Source organism: Streptomyces sp. NPDC002787 (assembly GCF_053592095.1).
On sequence record NZ_JBSFVC010000037.1, the window covers coordinates 1 to 14,926 of the forward strand.

Genomic DNA, 14,926 nt, shown 5'->3' on the forward strand with positions numbered 1-14,926 from the left:
TTCCCCGCGCCCCTTGAGGGCCTGCGGCCACCCAGGGGCGAAAAGCACGGGGCGCAGCCCCTGCTTTTCAGGGGCGCGGGGAACTGCGCGACCAGCCCCCACCGGACCCGCACCCGGCAACGCACCCCCCTCAGGTCGACGGGGCGCAGTCCCTCACCCCGCCATAGGCTCCACCAGCACTGTTCCCGAGGTTCGGGCCACGATGAACGATTCTCCCTTCGCGGCCTTGGGGTCCAGCCCGATGCGGTGCCGGCCCGCGGGGAGGATCCCGTCGAAGAATCTGTAGGTGTGCGTGCGGTACAGCCGGTCGAGGCGGTACGCGGTCAGCTCCACCCGACAGGTGGAGGTGATCTCGATGCCGGCCTGGCCGTCGGCGGCGACGAGGCGGGTGAGGCGGCGCTGTTGCGCCGGGCTGCGGTCGAGGGCGTGTTCGATCTGGGCGACGAGGAGCGGGATGATCGGGGCGAGCCCGTCGACGTACGCGACCTGGACTCCCGCGCGGTCGAAGGCCAGCCGTACGGCAGCGCGGTCCGCCTCGCCGACGGCTCGCCCGAAGGCCACGGCACCGTACGTGCGCAGCTCCTCCGGGGGCACGCCGGTGGCGTCCTGCACTATGTCGGCGCCGATGCCGATGGCGCGCAGGGCCGCGGCGAGTTTGGCCAGGACGGCCACGCGGGCACCGATGAGGAGGACCCGACGGCGGGCGGACGGCTCGGCGGCGGACTTGCGCAGCAGGGACTGCAGCGCGCTGCGGTACTCGGCGCCGTGGAACCGGAAAGGACCGATGCCCGTGTAGCCGTTGAGCTTGAGGTCGGCCTCCTCCTCGGTCTGCCAGGCGAAGTCCCGCCATACGTAGTCGTCGCCGTCCCGCTCTATCACCGCGGTCACGGCTCCGCAGGCGAGGTCGGCGCATTCGGGGCAGCCGTAGATGACGTAACGGCCGCGGGTCAGGGGCGCTTCGGCTTCCAGGAGCAGGCTGCGCACCTGGGCGGTGAAGATCGAGGGAGGGACGTCGGAGGCGAGGGGGGAGACGGCATCGAGGTCGGACAGCTGGAACAGCAGCGGGCGTCCGTCGACGATGAAGTCCACGAAGTCCCGGTGCACTTGGTAGTCACCGTTGGCGAGGACGCCACCGGCTCGCATCGCCGGTGCCAGGCCGAAGGTCGCGTACTCGGCAGACATGTTGTGAGTATCCCCACAAAGGCAGACTTGTGAGCACGGCATGACATATTCCGTTAACGTCCCTACGTGACCAATGAATCGAACAGCGATGTGATCGTGGTCGGTGGCGGAGTCGTCGGTCTCACGACGGCCGTGGTTCTGGCGGAGAGCGGCAGACAGGTCCGGGTCTGGGCGCGGGAGCCCGGGGAGCGGACCACGTCCGCCGTAGCGGGCGGACTGTGGTGGCCGTACCGGATCGAACCGGAGGAACTCGTCGGCGAGTGGGCGCTCGAGTCCCTGGCCGTGTACGAGGAGTTGGCGGCCCGGCCGGACGAGACGGGCGTACGCATGGTCGAGGGCGTACAGGGCGGGACCGCGCTGGACGGGCTCGGGGCGTGGGCCACGCGGGTGGCGGAGCTGCGGGCGGCGACGGCCGAGGAGTTCCCGGGCGTCGGGGTGTGGGCACGGCTGCCGCTGATCGACATGCCGGTCCATCTGCGGTGGCTGCGCGAGCGGTTCGTCGCGGCGGGCGGGACGGTCGAGGAGCGTACGGTCACGGACCTCGCGGCGGTCGACGCGCGGGTCGTCGTCAACTGCACGGGGCTCGGTGCGCGGGAGCTGGTCCCGGACCCCTCCGTACGGCCGGTGCGGGGGCAGTTGGTCGTCGTGGAGAACCCCGGGGTCACCACCTGGCTGGGGTTGGTGGATCACGCCGGCTCGGAGAGCACGTACTTCCTCCCGCAGCCGGGCGGGTTGCTCCTCGGCGGTACGGCGGAGGAGGACGCGTGGTCCTTGACGCCGGACCCGGTGATCGCCGAGAGGATCGTGAAGCGGTGCGCGGCGGTCCGGCCGGAGATCGCCGGGGCGCGGATCATCGAGCACCGGGTGGGGTTGCGGCCGTCACGCCCGGCGGTTCGTCTGGAGCGGCAACCCCTGCCGGGCGGACGGGTGTTGGTGCACAACTACGGGCACGGCGGGGCGGGAGTCACGGTGGCGTGGGGCTGCGCACGGATCGCTGCGCGGCTGACGACCGAATAGCCGGTACGGGGCAGTCGGTCGGCTGCGCCGGTACGGGGCAGTCGGTCGGCTGCGGGCCGGTGGGGGCTGGTCGCGCGGTCCCCCGCGCGCCTTGAGGGACGCTGCACGCCAGCCTCCACCGCGTCCTCACTCGGCGCGATGGCCGATCGGATCCCCTTCGATCTCCGTTCCCTGGCCCGGTCCGACCCTGATCTCGAACTCGCCGTCGTAACGCTTGTGGCCCTCGATGACGGCGAGTTCGACCGCTTCGGAGGCCATCTCCTCGCGGACGATCACATGGTCCCGGCGCAGATCGCGCATGAGCGCCACGCACATGCCGATCATGACCAGGACGAACGGTGCGGCGGCCAGGATCGTGAGGTTCTGCAGGCCGGTCAGGGCGTCGCCCTGACCGCTGCCGACGAGGAGCATGATCGCGGCGACGGCCCCGGTGACGACGCCCCAGAAGACGACGACGAAGCGGCCGGGTTCGAGCGCGCCGCGCTGGGAGAGCGTGCCCATGACGATGGACGCGGCGTCGGCGCCCGAGACGAAGAAGATGCCGACGAGGATCATCACCAGCAGGCTGGACACCGTGGCGATGGGGAACTCGTGGAGGACGGCGAAGAGTTGCCCCTCCGGCGTCGCCTCCTCACCGAGCCGGCCCTGCTCCTGGAGCTTCATCGCCGTGCCGCCGAAGACCGCGAACCAGACGAGGCTGACGGAGCTGGGGACGAGGATGACGCCGCCGACGAACTGGCGGATGGTGCGTCCGCGGCTGATGCGGGCGATGAACATGCCGACGAAGGGCGTCCAGGAGATCCACCACGCCCAGTAGAAGACGGTCCAGCTGCCGAGCCAGTCGGCGACGCCCTCGCCGCCGGACGCCTCGGTGCGGCCCGCAAGCTGGGTCAGGTCGCCGAGGTAGGAGAAGGCCGAGGTGGGCAGCAGGTCGAGGACCAGGATGGTCGGGCCGGCGACGAAGACGAAGACCGCGAGCACCAGGGCCAGCACCATGTTGGTGTTGGAAAGCCACTGGATGCCCTTCTCCACACCGGAGACGGCGGAGGCGACGAAGGCCAGGGTCAGGACGGCGATGATGCCGACGAGAAGGCCGGTGCTCACCTTGTTCATCCAGTCCAGCTCCTGGAAGCCGGAGCCGATCTGGAGGGCGCCGAGGCCGAGGGAGGCCGCCGAGCCGAAGATCGTGGCGATGATCGCCAGGATGTCGATGGCCCGGCCCGCGGTGCCGTTCGCGTGTTTCTCGCCGATCAGCGGGGTGAAGACGGCGCTGATGGTCTGGCGGCGCTGCTTGCGGAACGTGCTGTAGGCGATGGCCAGGCCGACCACCGCGTAGATCGCCCAGGGGTGCAGCGTCCAGTGGAACAGGGTGGTCGCCATCGCCGTTTCCATGCGCTCGCCGGAACCCCCGGGGTTCGTGCCCGGCGGCGGCGAGGTGTAGTGGGCGAGGGGCTCGCTGACTCCGTAGAACATCAGGCCGATGCCCATGCCGGCGCTGAACATCATGGCGACCCAGGACACCGTGCGGAACTCGGGCTTCTCGCCCTCGACGCCGAGGTGGATACGGCCGTAGCGGCTGACCGCGAGCCAGAGGGCGAAGACGACGAAACAGGAGGCGGCCAGCATGAAGGCCCAGCCACCGTTGTGGATCAGGCCGTTCAGCATCTTGCCGGAGGCGGATTCGAGCGAGTCGGTCCAGATGGCGCCCCAGAGCACGAAGGCCAGGGTCAGCGCCGCCGTCACACCGAACACGACACGGTCCGTCCGGGGCCGCCCGCCGCCGGGGAGACCCGCCTCCGAGCCTGGAAGCGCGCCTCCCCCGTGGTGGGTGGTGCGATGATCGTGCGTCACAGGTGGAACCTTTCCGCGAGTGGCTGGAACTGACCTACTCCTGCCCAGGAACCCCTACCACATGTGACCTCGATCCTTTCTTGTTCAACAGGTGATGTCGGGCTCCCCGGCCGTCAGGCGGTAGGGCGCCCGCTCGTCGAGCAGCAGCGGGACGAGTGCGCGCATCCGCTGGCGCAGCGGTACGAGCACGCCGTCGCCGTCGCTCCCGTGCCGTACGCGGACACCGTGCAGGGTCAGCTCGTCCGCGAACTCCTCGTACTGCCGCATGGTGAGCCGGTAGCCGCAGGGCGGGTCCTGGATCACCTCGGCGGGTTCGGCGGGGTCGTTGTCGGCGCCGCCGACGTAGACCGGGCCGGTGTCGCGGAGTCCGGCGAGCCGGGCGGCGCCGGTCGCCCGGTCGACCTGTCGGCCGCGTTCGACGGCGAAGGCGAACAGGCCTTTCAGGGCGGCGAGCTGGGAGTTCACCCGTCGCAGGTTGTTGGCCGGTTCGGCGGTGCCGGGTGTCAGCGGTTCCACCCGGCTCTCGATCAGCAACCCAACAGAGTGCTTGATTCCGGACATGTTGCGCAGGATGCGTTCCTGGCCGAATCGCCCGCGACCTGGCGGATCGGATCGCCGGTGACCGGGTCGGTCCAGATCCCGTAGGTGCCGGTCGAGTAGCCGGCGGCCCCCGCGGTGGGCCGTACGTGGTTGAGGGACAGGTTCCGCGCCTCGGTGTGGACGGCCGCGTCGGTGTTGAGATTGCGCGGCCAGAGGTCGAACAGGTCCTTGTCGTAGTACTGGGGGGTGGCGCCGTACTCGTGCAGGTCGTAGACGACGTCGGGCTCGCGGTCGCGCAGGACGGCGGCGAGCGACCGCGCCTCGGCCGTCCGGAGCGCGAGGTGATCACGGTTGATGTCGATGCCGTCGCTGTTGCCCCGGGTGTCGGCGGCCCGGCCGTCGGGGTTGGCCGTGGGTACGACGAGCACGGTGGTGGATCTCAGCAGCCGTTTCGTCCGCTCGTCCTTGGCATGGGCGAGATCGCGGATCGTGGTGAGGCAGGCCTCGCGGCCGGAGGGCTCGTTGCCGTGCTGGCTGCAGATGAGCAGGACCGTGCGTGTGGTGGGGCGGGTGCCGATGCGGACGAGTTGGAGCGGGCGGTCCTGCTGGGTGGTTCCGATACGGGTCATCGACACTCGGTCGCTCGCCCGGTCGACGGCGGCGAGGAACTTCTGCTCCTCGGGCAGGGTGGTCCAGCGTGCGCCGCCCGACTGCTCGAATCCGGTGCGCGGCGGTGTGGTGTCCGTCGCGTACGCGGGCGTCGACAGCAGCGGCGCGGCGAGCGCGGTGGCGATCAGCGTCGCGATACGGGCCCTCATGCACCACCGTCCGGGATGCGGGCGGCGCGGCTCGGGTCGCGTACGCCGTCGAGGACGGACGTCTCCGGGGTGACGGTCACGCCCGAGGTGGCGTTCCGGAAGGCCGCGGCACCGCCGACCAGCGGGACCTTCGCGGAGGTGCGCTTGAGGTCGATGGTCAGCGTGGGTGTGCTCGACGGCGGGTCGATGAGATCCTCGTCGGTGCCCGCGATGATCAGCGCGAGCCGGTGGCCCGCCGGGACGACGTGGTCGCTCGCGTGCAGATCGAGCGTGATCGTGTACGGGGTGCCGGGCGTGAGCGGGGCTCCGGTGCCGGAGGAGTGGTTGCCGAGGTCGGCCCAGCCGCGGCTGAAGATCGTGTAGTCGACGTCGGCCGTCTTCGTCGCGGTCTCCCGGAAGCAGGAGCTGTCGCCGGTGGTGCTCGGGCCCCAGCAGGTGCGCTCGGTGAGGGTGGTGATGCCCTCGCCCGCGGTGGAGTAGTCGCGGATAATGTCCGGGCCGAGGTCCACGAGGACCGCCGAGAGGTGGGCGGTGGAGGTGGTGGACGTGGCGGTGACGGTCACCTGGGAGGAGCCGGACAGACGCAGGTCCTCGGTGAGCGGCCCGGTGACGAAGCCCGCCTTGTCGGGGGTGGACCGGTCGACGTACGCGGCCCAGTCGGTCTCGTTCAGCGACGGGTTGTCGGTGAAGGTCTCGGTGCCCGACCGCTTGCGCAGACCGAGGGTGCCGACGCCGGCCTGGGTGCCCTCGGCGGGGCGGAGGGTGGTGGCCTTCGTGGCGCGCGGCGGCCAGACCTTCGACGTCTGCCACTGGTCGGGGTGGCGTTCGATGTCGGCCATGGGCTCGTCGTCGATGCCGTTGTCGTAGCCGAGGAGTTCATGGTCGAACCAGCGGTGCAGGGTGTCGACCCACTCCGCGCGGCGGAAGTCGAACGGGTCGACGTGGCCGACCTGGGAGAGCCAGATCTTCCGCTCGACGCCGTGCTCGGCGAGGGCGTCCCACCACTGGCCGAAGTGCTTGGGGCGGACGTTCAGGTCCTGTTGGCCGTGGATGACGAAGACGCTGGCGTCGATCTTCCGGACGTCCTTGACGTAGTCGCGCTCGGTCCAGAGCGGGGTCCAGTCGCCGGTGCGCGGGGCGCCGTCGACGAGTTGTCGCTGGACGTGGCCGCACTTGGCGCGGGCGTCGGGGCTCTCGACGTAGTCGGAGAGCCATTCCGGGCCGGAGTTGTAGAGGGGGGCGCCCTTGGCGAAGTAGTAGTCGTACCAGGAGGAGATCGCGCCGATCGGGACGATGGTCTCCAGGCCCTCGACCCCGGTGGCGGCCACACCGTTGGCGATGGTGCCGTCGTAGCTCTTGCCGATCATGCCGGTCCTGCCGTTGGTCCAGTCGGCTTCGGCCTTCGTACGGCCCGTGCGGGTGGTGTATGCCTTGCCGCGTCCGTTGAGCCAGTCGACGACCGCCTTGGCGGACTGGATGTCGGAGCGGCCGCCGACGTCCACGCACCCGTCGGAGCGGTTGGTGCCGGCGAGGTCGACGGCGACGAAGGCGTAGCCGCGGGGCACGAAGTAGTTGTCGTAGAACAGCGGCATCTGGACGACGTTCCCGTTCGCGTCGTACGTCTTGCGCTGTCCCTCGTTGCCGCGTCCACAGCAGGAGTAGTACGGGCTGGCGTCCATGATCACGGGTATCTCGCGGCCCCGCCGGTCGGGTTCACTCGGGCGGACGATGTCGACGGCGACCCGGTCCGTCTTCCCGTCGCGGTCGCCGTCGAGCCCGGTGTCCACCCAGACGGCCTCACGGATGGCGTTGTCGTACGAGTAGACCGGCTCACTCTTGCGGGGGCTCGGGGTCGCGGCGACCGCCGGGGTGAGGAACGTGGCCGTGAGGGCGGCGGCCGTGGCCGCCGTCGCGAGCGATCTCCAGGTGGCGAAGGGCGTACGTCGCGCAGGTATCGGCATGCGCGGACGGTACTGCTGTCAACTCCCGTGCAAAAGAGGGCCTGTTGGGGTGTGCGAGGGTTCGGCCACGGTGTGGCTTGAAAGGGGCGTCGAAAGGGGTGCCGCAGGCCGGTCGGCGGCCTTGGCTTCGCCGGGCTGCACGAGCATGAGCATGGCCTGCGGCCCTTCAGGGGCGCGGGTTCTCAGCGGCAGTGGTGGTGGCCTTGGCCTCGATCGGTTCGCCGATGACCTTGCTCGCCAGGTTCGAGGCCAGTTCCGAGACATGGAGGCGGAGTTCGGCCTCGGCCGTGGCGCGGTCGGAGGCCAGGCGGGCGTGGCCCTCGGTGAGCACGGCGGTGTACTGGCGTTGGCCGTCGGCGCGGGCCTCGGCGATCAGGGCGGCGCCCTCCTCGAAGGCGTGCTGGCGGATGCGAGCGGCCTCGTGACGGGCGGCGGCCAAGGCCGCGGCCACCTCGGCCCGCTTGGCCTCCGCCTCCTCCCGCAGGGCTGCGGCCCGTGCCTCGGCTCCCTTGGTCGCGGCCTCACGTTCGTCCAGGACGCGCTGGAGCCGGGGCAGCAGCCGGACGAAGAAGAGGAACACGGACGCGAACAGCACCGACGCCACGACTAGTTCCCCGACGACGGGGTTCAACGGGCCGATGTCCATCGGGAGAAGATCCATACGGGTGCCTTACCCGCTCACACAGGCCAGGTACCGCACTTCGGTGCCGGATCAGTCGCCGTGGTCGTACACCGTCACCGCGATCCCGCGCTGGACCAGTCGGTCGGTTATCAGGGGCTCCACGCGGGACCACCTCCCGCCCGCGAGTCCGCAGCCGATGCGGGGCATGTGGACCGAGGCCCCCAGCTCCAGGGCCTTGTCGGCGAGCAGGGCGAGTGCCGTGTCGATGGCCTCGTAGCGGACGGGGACGCCCTTGCTGCCGGTGCGGGTGCCGCGCTGGCCTATCAGGTTGGCGACCCAGGTGTAGGGGCCGACCTGGACGAACTGGGCGGCGCCGAGTGCGAAGTCGTTGTGCGCGCGGTCGCGGTGCCAGGCACGGTAGGCGGCTTCCGGCTCCGGCCAGCGGCGCGACAGGGCGAGGACGAAGCCCTTGCCCCAGCCGCCGCTGTCGTTGCTGACATGGGCGATGACCTTGACGCCCTTGCCCAGCGGCACGGTGGCGTCACCCCGAACGTATGTGATCCCCGACATGACGCCACCGTACGGGGCGGCAGTGACAATCGCCCTCGCCCCAGGTGTCACGGCACTGGCGGGGCAGCGATACTGCTGTGCATGACGACCGACACCGGAGAGAGCACCGGCACGGGGTCCGGGCAGGGCGGCGGCACCGGCACGGGGTCCAGGCAGGGCGGCGGCACCGGCTTCGGGGAAGGCGCAGGCTCGGGGGAAGGTCGCGGCTCGGGGGAAGGCGGCGGAGAGATCGTCCTCACCGTCGACGAGCTGGCCGCGCGGGCGGGTGTCACGGTGCGTACGGTCCGCTTCTACGGCACCCGGGGTCTGCTGCCGCCGCCGGTGATCGGTCCGCGCCGGGTCGGGCACTACGGGCGCGACCACCTCGCGCGGCTGGCGCTGATCGAGGAACTACAGCGGCAGGGCATGACTCTCGCGGCCATCGAACGGTATCTGCGGCAGCTGCCGCCGGACCTCACCCCGCGCGATCTCGCACTCCAGCGCGCGGTCGTGGCCTCCTGGGCCCCGGACGCCGTGGAGACGGTGACACGGGACGAGCTCGACCGGCGGGCGGGGCGGGCCCTGGGCGAGGGGGAGCTGGAGCGGCTGGTGGCCATGGGTGTGGTCGAGCGGGACGGCGGCGGGTTCCGCCTGGATCCGGGTCTGCTCCGGCTCGGGGTGGAGCTGATCGACGTACCCCTGTCCGAGGAGTCGATCCTCGCCGCGCGGAACGTGTTGATCGAGCACTCTCGCGCGGCCGCCCACGAGTTGTCGCGGCTCTTCCGCGACGCGGTGGCCGAACGCGAGCCGCAGGCCGTGAAGGCCCTGTCCGCGCACATGCAACCGCTGGTCGTGCAGGCGTTGTTGACGACCTTTCAGCGGTCGCTGACGGGTGAGCTGCGGGAGTGGCTGGCGGAGTCCTGAGGGGCGGTCCCGGTACGCCTGTAGTCCGGCCGCGTTGAGGGTCTCGCCCCCGCCGCCCCTACCCGTCCCCTCCCAGGGGCTGCGCCCCTTCGACCCCCAGCCGCGGCCCGGTGGGGCTTCTCGCGCAGTTCCCCGCGCCCCTGAAAAGCAGGGGCTGCGCCCCTTGCTTTTCGGCCCGCAGGGCTGAGGTCTTTCAGGGCGCGGGGAACTGCGCGAACAACCCCCGCGCGCCCGGGCAGGGTCACGTGTCCGTGAAGCGTTCGCCCTTCTCCGCCTTCTCCACCAGGAGGGCCGGCGGTGTGAAGCGGTCGCCGTAGCGGGCGGCGAGTTCTCGGGCACGGGCCACGAAGCCGGGGAGGCCGCCCTCGTAGCCGTTGATGTACTGCAGGACGCCGCCGGTCCAGCCGGGGAAGCCGATGCCGAAGACAGAGCCGATGTTGGCGTCGGCGACCGAGGTCAGGACGCCCTCTTCCAGGAGGCGTACGGTGTCCAGGGCCTCCGAGAAGAGCATGCGTTCCCGCATGTCTTCGAAGGGGATCCGGTACCCGGGCTTGGTGAAGTGCTCGCGGAGCCCGGGCCAGAGTTTGCCGCGGCGGCCGTCGGGGCCGTAGTCGTAGAAGCCGGCGCCACCGCTGCGGCCCGGGCGGCCGAACTCGTCGACCATCCGGTCGATGACGGCCTCGGCGGGGTGGACCGTCCACGTGCCGCCCGCCTCCTCCACGGCCCGCCGGGACTCGGCGCGGATCTTGCGCGGCAGGGTGAGGGTCAGCTCGTCCATGAGGGAGAGGACCTTGGCGGGGTAGCCCGCCTGGGCCGCCGCCTGTTCGACGGACGCCGGCTCGATGCCCTCGCCGACCATCGCGACGCCCTCGTTGAGGAAGTGGCCGATGACACGGGAGGTGAAGAAGCCGCGTGAGTCGTTGACGACGATCGGGGTCTTCTTGATCTGCCGGACCAGGTCGAAGGCACGGGCGAGGGCCTCGTCGCCCGTCTGCTCGCCCTTGATGATCTCGACGAGCGGCATCTTGTCGACGGGCGAGAAGAAGTGCAGGCCGATGAAGTCGGACTGGCGGGCGACGCCCTTGGCGAGTTCGGTGATGGGGAGCGTGGAGGTGTTGCTGCACAGCAACGCGTCCGGTGCCACCACGTCCTCGATCTGCCGGAACACCTCGTGCTTGAGTTCGGTGTTCTCGAACACCGCTTCGATGACGGCGTCACAGCCCGCGAGGTCGGCCGCGTCGGCGGTGGGGGTGATGCGGGCGAGGAGGGCGTCGGCCTTCTCCCGGGTGGTACGGCCCTTGGACACCGCCTTGGCGCAGAGCTTCTCCGAGTAGCCCTTGCCCTTCGCGGCCGCTTCGAGGGACACGTCCTTCAGGACCACGTCGATGCCCGCGCGGGCGCAGGAGTACGCGATGCCGGCGCCCATCATCCCGGCGCCGAGGACGGCGACCCTGCGGACCTGGCGGGACTCGATGCCCTTGGGGCGGTTCGCGCCGGAGTTGACGGCCTGGAGGTCGAAGAAGAAGGCCTGGATCATGTTCTTCGAGGTCTGGCCGGCGGCCAGCTCCACGAAGTAGCGGGCCTCGATGACCTGGGCGGTCTCGAAGTCCACCTGGGCGCCCTCGACGGCGGCGGCGAGGATGCTGCGCGGGGCCGGGTAGGGCGCGCCGTTCGTCTGCTTGCGCAGGGTGGCGGGGAAGGCGGGCAGGTTCGCCGCGAACTTCGGGTGGGCGGGGGTGCCGCCGGGGATGCGGTAGCCGGGCTTGTCCCAGGGCTGCTGCGACTCGGGGTTGGCGTCGATGAAGGCGCGGGCCTTGGCCATCAACTCGTCCTGGGTGGCGGCCACTTCGTGGACGAGGCCGTTCTGCAGGGCGCGCTGCGGGGTGTACTGGGTGCCCTGAAGCAGCACCTTCAGGAGGGCGTCGGCGATGCCCATCAGCCGTACGGTGCGGGTGACGCCGCCCCCTCCGGGGAGCAGGCCGAGGGTGACCTCGGGGCAGCCGATCTTGGAGCCGGGGGCGTCGAGGGCGATCCGGTGGTGGCAGGCGAGGGCCAGCTCGTAACCGCCGCCGAGGGCCGCGCCGTTGATCGCCGCGACGACCGGCTTGCCGAGGGTCTCGATGCGGCGCAGATGGTGCTTGATCTCCAGGCCGCCGTCGAACAGCTCCCGCGCGGTCTCGGGGGTGACCCGGATGAGGTCGCGGAGGTCGCCGCCGGCGAAGAAGGTCTTCTTGGCGGAGGTGACGATGATGCCCCGGATGGTGTCCTTCTCGGCCTCCAGGCGGTCGGTGATCACCGCGAGGGAGTCGCGGAACGCCTGGTTCATGGTGTTCGCGGACTGGTCGGGGTCGTCGAGGACGAGGGTGACGAGGCCCGTGCGGTCCTGTTCCCAGCGGATGGTGGTGCTCTGTGTCATGACAGGGTCTCCGTAGAAGTCTCTTGGTCCGCCGGTCCTCAGACGCGTTCGACGATCGTCGCGATGCCCATGCCGCCGCCCACACACAGCGTGGCCAGCCCGTACCGCTTGTCCTGGCGCTCCAGTTCGTCGACCAGCGTGCCGAGGATCATCGCCCCCGTCGCGCCCAGCGGGTGGCCGAGTGCGATCGCGCCGCCGTTGACGTTGACCTTGTCGAGCGAGAGGCCCATGTCCTTCACGAAGCGCAGGACGACGGCCGCGAACGCCTCGTTGATCTCGACGAGGTCGATGTCGTCGATGGTCAGCCCGGCCCGGGCGAGTGCCTTGCGGGTGGCGGGCGCGGGGCCGGTGAGCATGATGGTGGGCTCGGAGCCGGAGACGGCGGCGGAGACGATCCGGGCCCGCGGGCGCAGGCCGTACCGCTCGCCGATCTCCTTGGTGCCGATGGCGACGAGCGACGCGCCGTCCACGATGCCGGAGGAGTTGCCCGCGTGGTGGACGTGGTCGATCTCCTCGACCCAGTGGTACTCCTGCAGCGCGACCGCGTCGAAGCCGCCGAGCTCGCCGATGTCCGCGAAGGACGGCTTGAGGCCCGCGAGTGATGCGGCGGTCGTGCCGGGCCGCATGTGCTCGTCGTGGTCGAGGATCACGAGGCCGGAGCGGTCCTTGACGGGGACGACGGACCTGTCGAACCGGCCGTCCTTCCAGGCGGCGGCCGCCCGCTCCTGGGACAGCGCCGCGTACTCGTCGACGTCACGCCGCGAGAACCCCTCGATCGTGGCGATGAGGTCGGCGCCGATGCCCTGCGGTACGAAGTTGACCGCCAGGTTGGTCATCGGGTCGTTGAACCAGGCGCCGCCGTCCGAGGCCATCGGCACCCGGGACATCGACTCGACGCCGCCCGCGAGCACCAGGTCCTCCCAGCCGGAACGGATCTTCGCGGCGGCCAGGTTGACGGCCTCCAGGCCCGAGGCACAGAAGCGGTTCTCCTGTACGCCGGCGACCGTGTCGGGCAGTCCGGCGGCGATGGCGGCGATCCGGGCGATGTCGGAGCCCTGGTCGCCCACCGGGCCGACCACACCGAGCACGATGTCGTCGACGGCGGCCGGGTCGAGGCCGGGGAAGCGGCGCCGGACCTCGTGGATCAGCCCGATGACGAGGTCGATGGGCTTGGTGCCGTGCAGGGCGCCGCTCGCCTTGCCGCGGCCGCGCGGGGTGCGGATCGCGTCGTACACGTACGCTTCGGTGCTCACGAGTCTGGCCTTTCCAGTGGCGGGAGGGTGCGGCCCGGGGGCCGGTGTCAGTCGGTGTCCTGCGCGCGGGCGTCCGGCAGGAGGCCTGCTATGCCCCAGTCGTGGGCCACGTCCGCCGTGTCGGCGCCCGGCTGGGCGGGGCCGCTGCGGACGGAGGCGGGGGTTGCCGAGAAGCGGGGCGCGGGCGCGGGCTGGGTGATGCCGCCATGGTCGGTGAAGGTGCCCCGGGCCGCGAGATGCGGGTGGTGCGGGGCCTCACGCAGCGACAGGACGGGGGCCACACAGGCGTCGGAGCCCTCGAAGACGGCCGTCCACTCGTCCCTCGTACGGGTTTTGAAGCGGGCCGCGACCGTCTCGCGCAGCTCGCCCCAGGCGGCCGTGTCCTTGCGGGCCGGGGCCCGGTCCTCGATGCCGAGGAGGGCGACGAACTCCGCGTAGAACTGCTGCTCCAGGGCGCCGACGGCGACGTACCGGCCGTCAGCCGTCTCGTACGTGCCGTAGAAGGGGCAGCCGCCGTCGAGGAGGTTGGCGGCGCGGCGGTCCTGCCAGCCGCCGGCGGCGAGCATGCCGTGGATCATCGAAGAGAGGTGCGCGGTGCCGTCGACGATGGCCGCGTCCACGACCTGGCCGGCGCCGGTCGCGCGGGCGTGGTGGAGGGCGGCGAGGACGCCGACGACGAGGTAGAGCGAGCCGCCCGCGTAGTCGCCGAGGAGGTTGGCGGGGGCCGGGGGCGGGGTGTCCGGGGCGCCGATCATGCCGAGGGTGCCGGTGAGGGCGATGTAGGCGATGTCGTGGCCGGCGCGCTGGGCGAGGGGGCCCTGCTGGCCCCAGCCGGTCATCCGGCCGTAGACCAGCTTCGGGTTGCGGGCGTGGCAGGTCTCGGGGCCGACGCCGAGGCGTTCGGCGACGCCCGGGCGGTAGCCCTCGATCAGGATGTCGGCGCGTGCGGCCAGGTCGAGGACGGTGTCGGGGCCTTCCGCGGACTTCAGGTCGACGATCACCGACCGCTTGTTGCGGTTGGTGACGTCGTACAGGGGGTTGACGGCGAGGCCCGTGCCGCCCGGCCGGTCGACGCGGACGACGTCGGCGCCGAGGTCACCGAGGAGCATGGTGGCGAACGGTCCGGGGCCGATGCCCGCGAGTTCGACCACGCGCACACCGGCGAGCGGTCCGTGCCCGGGCGTCTTCGCCACTGACATCGAGCCCCCAGCTCTGTGACCCAGCTCTATGACTCAGCTCTATGACACAAATGATGTAACACCAGTGATGCTAGGAACGCGTTCCACCGCACACAAGCCCCGAGTGAGCAAACGCTTAGTCATTGTGCCCAATGTCGCGGCGCACGTCAGCCTGCTGCACCGGGCCTTGGTGGTCAGCGGGCCTCCAGCTCGGCTATCAGCCTCTTCGGGGCGATCACCCGGTAGCTCTCCTCGACCCAGTCGCACAGCAGTTCGGCGCCCGGGGCGCCCTTCTCCTCGAGCGGGACGCGCACCCAGCCGGCCTTGCCCAGGCCGTATCCCGCGGGCTCGGCGCCGGGGCAGGTCAGCGCGTGGGCGTGGGTCTCCTCGTCCTTGAGCTTCACGGTGACGCCCAGCGGATAGCTGCCGTCGTCCACACCGAGGAACACGAACACCTTCCTGTTGACCTTCGCGACGCTCTCGCCCCACGGGAACTCCTCGACCGCGCCGGGCATCCCGAGGGCGAACTCGCGCACCTTCTCCCACTTTTTCAGGGCGTTCATCGGTACGGTCACGGCCACCTCCGGATCCCACGCACTCGGCTGCTCGTCCCTC

The 14,926-nt window shown here is 71.0% G+C and carries 11 protein-coding genes and 1 pseudogene; 2 read left to right on the plus strand and 10 right to left on the minus strand.

Annotated features, from left to right (window positions below; translation table 11 throughout):
* Positions 1 to 153: 153 nt before the first annotated feature.
* Complete coding sequence (locus tag ACWD26_RS37065) at positions 154 to 1,182, minus strand: oxidoreductase (protein WP_451276931.1); 1,029 nt, start codon at positions 1,180 to 1,182, stop codon at positions 154 to 156.
* A 66-nt stretch (positions 1,183 to 1,248) separates the two neighbouring features.
* On the opposite strand from ACWD26_RS37065, the gene ACWD26_RS37070 reads away from it, so the two are divergent.
* Positions 1,249 to 2,199, plus strand: a complete 951-nt coding sequence (locus ACWD26_RS37070; RefSeq protein WP_451276933.1) for an FAD-dependent oxidoreductase — start codon at positions 1,249 to 1,251, stop codon at positions 2,197 to 2,199.
* Positions 2,200 to 2,325: 126 nt separating this feature from the next.
* Here the strand turns inward: ACWD26_RS37070 and ACWD26_RS37075 are convergent, their stop codons facing one another.
* The 5 genes and pseudogenes from ACWD26_RS37075 to ACWD26_RS37095 form a co-directional block, all read right to left on the minus strand.
* Entirely contained in the window at positions 2,326 to 4,050 is a 1,725-nt protein-coding gene (locus ACWD26_RS37075; RefSeq protein ID WP_451276935.1) for a BCCT family transporter, read from the minus strand.
* 84 nt (positions 4,051 to 4,134) lie between these two features.
* Positions 4,135 to 5,408 (minus strand): annotated as a pseudogene (locus ACWD26_RS37080) (M14 family metallopeptidase).
* Positions 5,405 to 7,369 (minus strand): Xaa-Pro dipeptidyl-peptidase, encoded by a 1,965-nt coding sequence (locus tag ACWD26_RS37085; protein ID WP_451276937.1) that lies wholly within the window; start codon positions 7,367 to 7,369, stop codon positions 5,405 to 5,407. The pseudogene ACWD26_RS37080 and the gene ACWD26_RS37085 overlap by 4 nt, the downstream one beginning before the upstream one ends.
* Before the next feature lie 166 nt (positions 7,370 to 7,535).
* On the minus strand, positions 7,536 to 8,030 hold the full coding sequence (locus tag ACWD26_RS37090; protein ID WP_451276939.1) for a F0F1 ATP synthase subunit B family protein: 495 nt from the start codon (positions 8,028 to 8,030) through the stop codon (positions 7,536 to 7,538).
* A gap of 51 nt (positions 8,031 to 8,081) precedes the next feature.
* Complete coding sequence (locus tag ACWD26_RS37095; RefSeq protein WP_451276940.1) at positions 8,082 to 8,561, minus strand: Appr-1-p processing protein; 480 nt, start codon at positions 8,559 to 8,561, stop codon at positions 8,082 to 8,084.
* Positions 8,562 to 8,642: 81 nt separating this feature from the next.
* Here ACWD26_RS37095 and ACWD26_RS37100 point away from each other — a divergent pair, with 81 nt between their 5' ends.
* Positions 8,643 to 9,464 (plus strand): MerR family transcriptional regulator, encoded by an 822-nt coding sequence (locus ACWD26_RS37100; protein ID WP_451276942.1) that lies wholly within the window; start codon positions 8,643 to 8,645, stop codon positions 9,462 to 9,464.
* A gap of 241 nt (positions 9,465 to 9,705) precedes the next feature.
* Here ACWD26_RS37100 and ACWD26_RS37105 read toward each other — a convergent pair whose 3' ends face one another.
* From ACWD26_RS37105 to ACWD26_RS37120, 4 genes are all read right to left on the minus strand, one after another.
* The gene (locus ACWD26_RS37105; protein WP_451276944.1) at positions 9,706 to 11,880 is read right to left on the minus strand and encodes a 3-hydroxyacyl-CoA dehydrogenase NAD-binding domain-containing protein; all 2,175 of its coding nucleotides are present in this window, start codon (positions 11,878 to 11,880) and stop codon (positions 9,706 to 9,708) included.
* Between the two features lie 38 nt (positions 11,881 to 11,918).
* Complete coding sequence (locus ACWD26_RS37110; RefSeq protein ID WP_451276946.1) at positions 11,919 to 13,133, minus strand: acetyl-CoA C-acetyltransferase; 1,215 nt, start codon at positions 13,131 to 13,133, stop codon at positions 11,919 to 11,921.
* 47 nt (positions 13,134 to 13,180) lie between these two features.
* Positions 13,181 to 14,332, minus strand: coding sequence for a CaiB/BaiF CoA transferase family protein (locus ACWD26_RS37115; RefSeq protein ID WP_451276948.1), 1,152 nt, complete (start codon positions 14,330 to 14,332; stop codon positions 13,181 to 13,183).
* Between the two features lie 173 nt (positions 14,333 to 14,505).
* Positions 14,506 to 14,886: an MmcQ/YjbR family DNA-binding protein gene (locus ACWD26_RS37120; RefSeq protein WP_451276949.1), complete on the minus strand. Its 381-nt coding sequence runs from the start codon at positions 14,884 to 14,886 to the stop codon at positions 14,506 to 14,508.
* Positions 14,887 to 14,926: the final 40 nt, after the last annotated feature.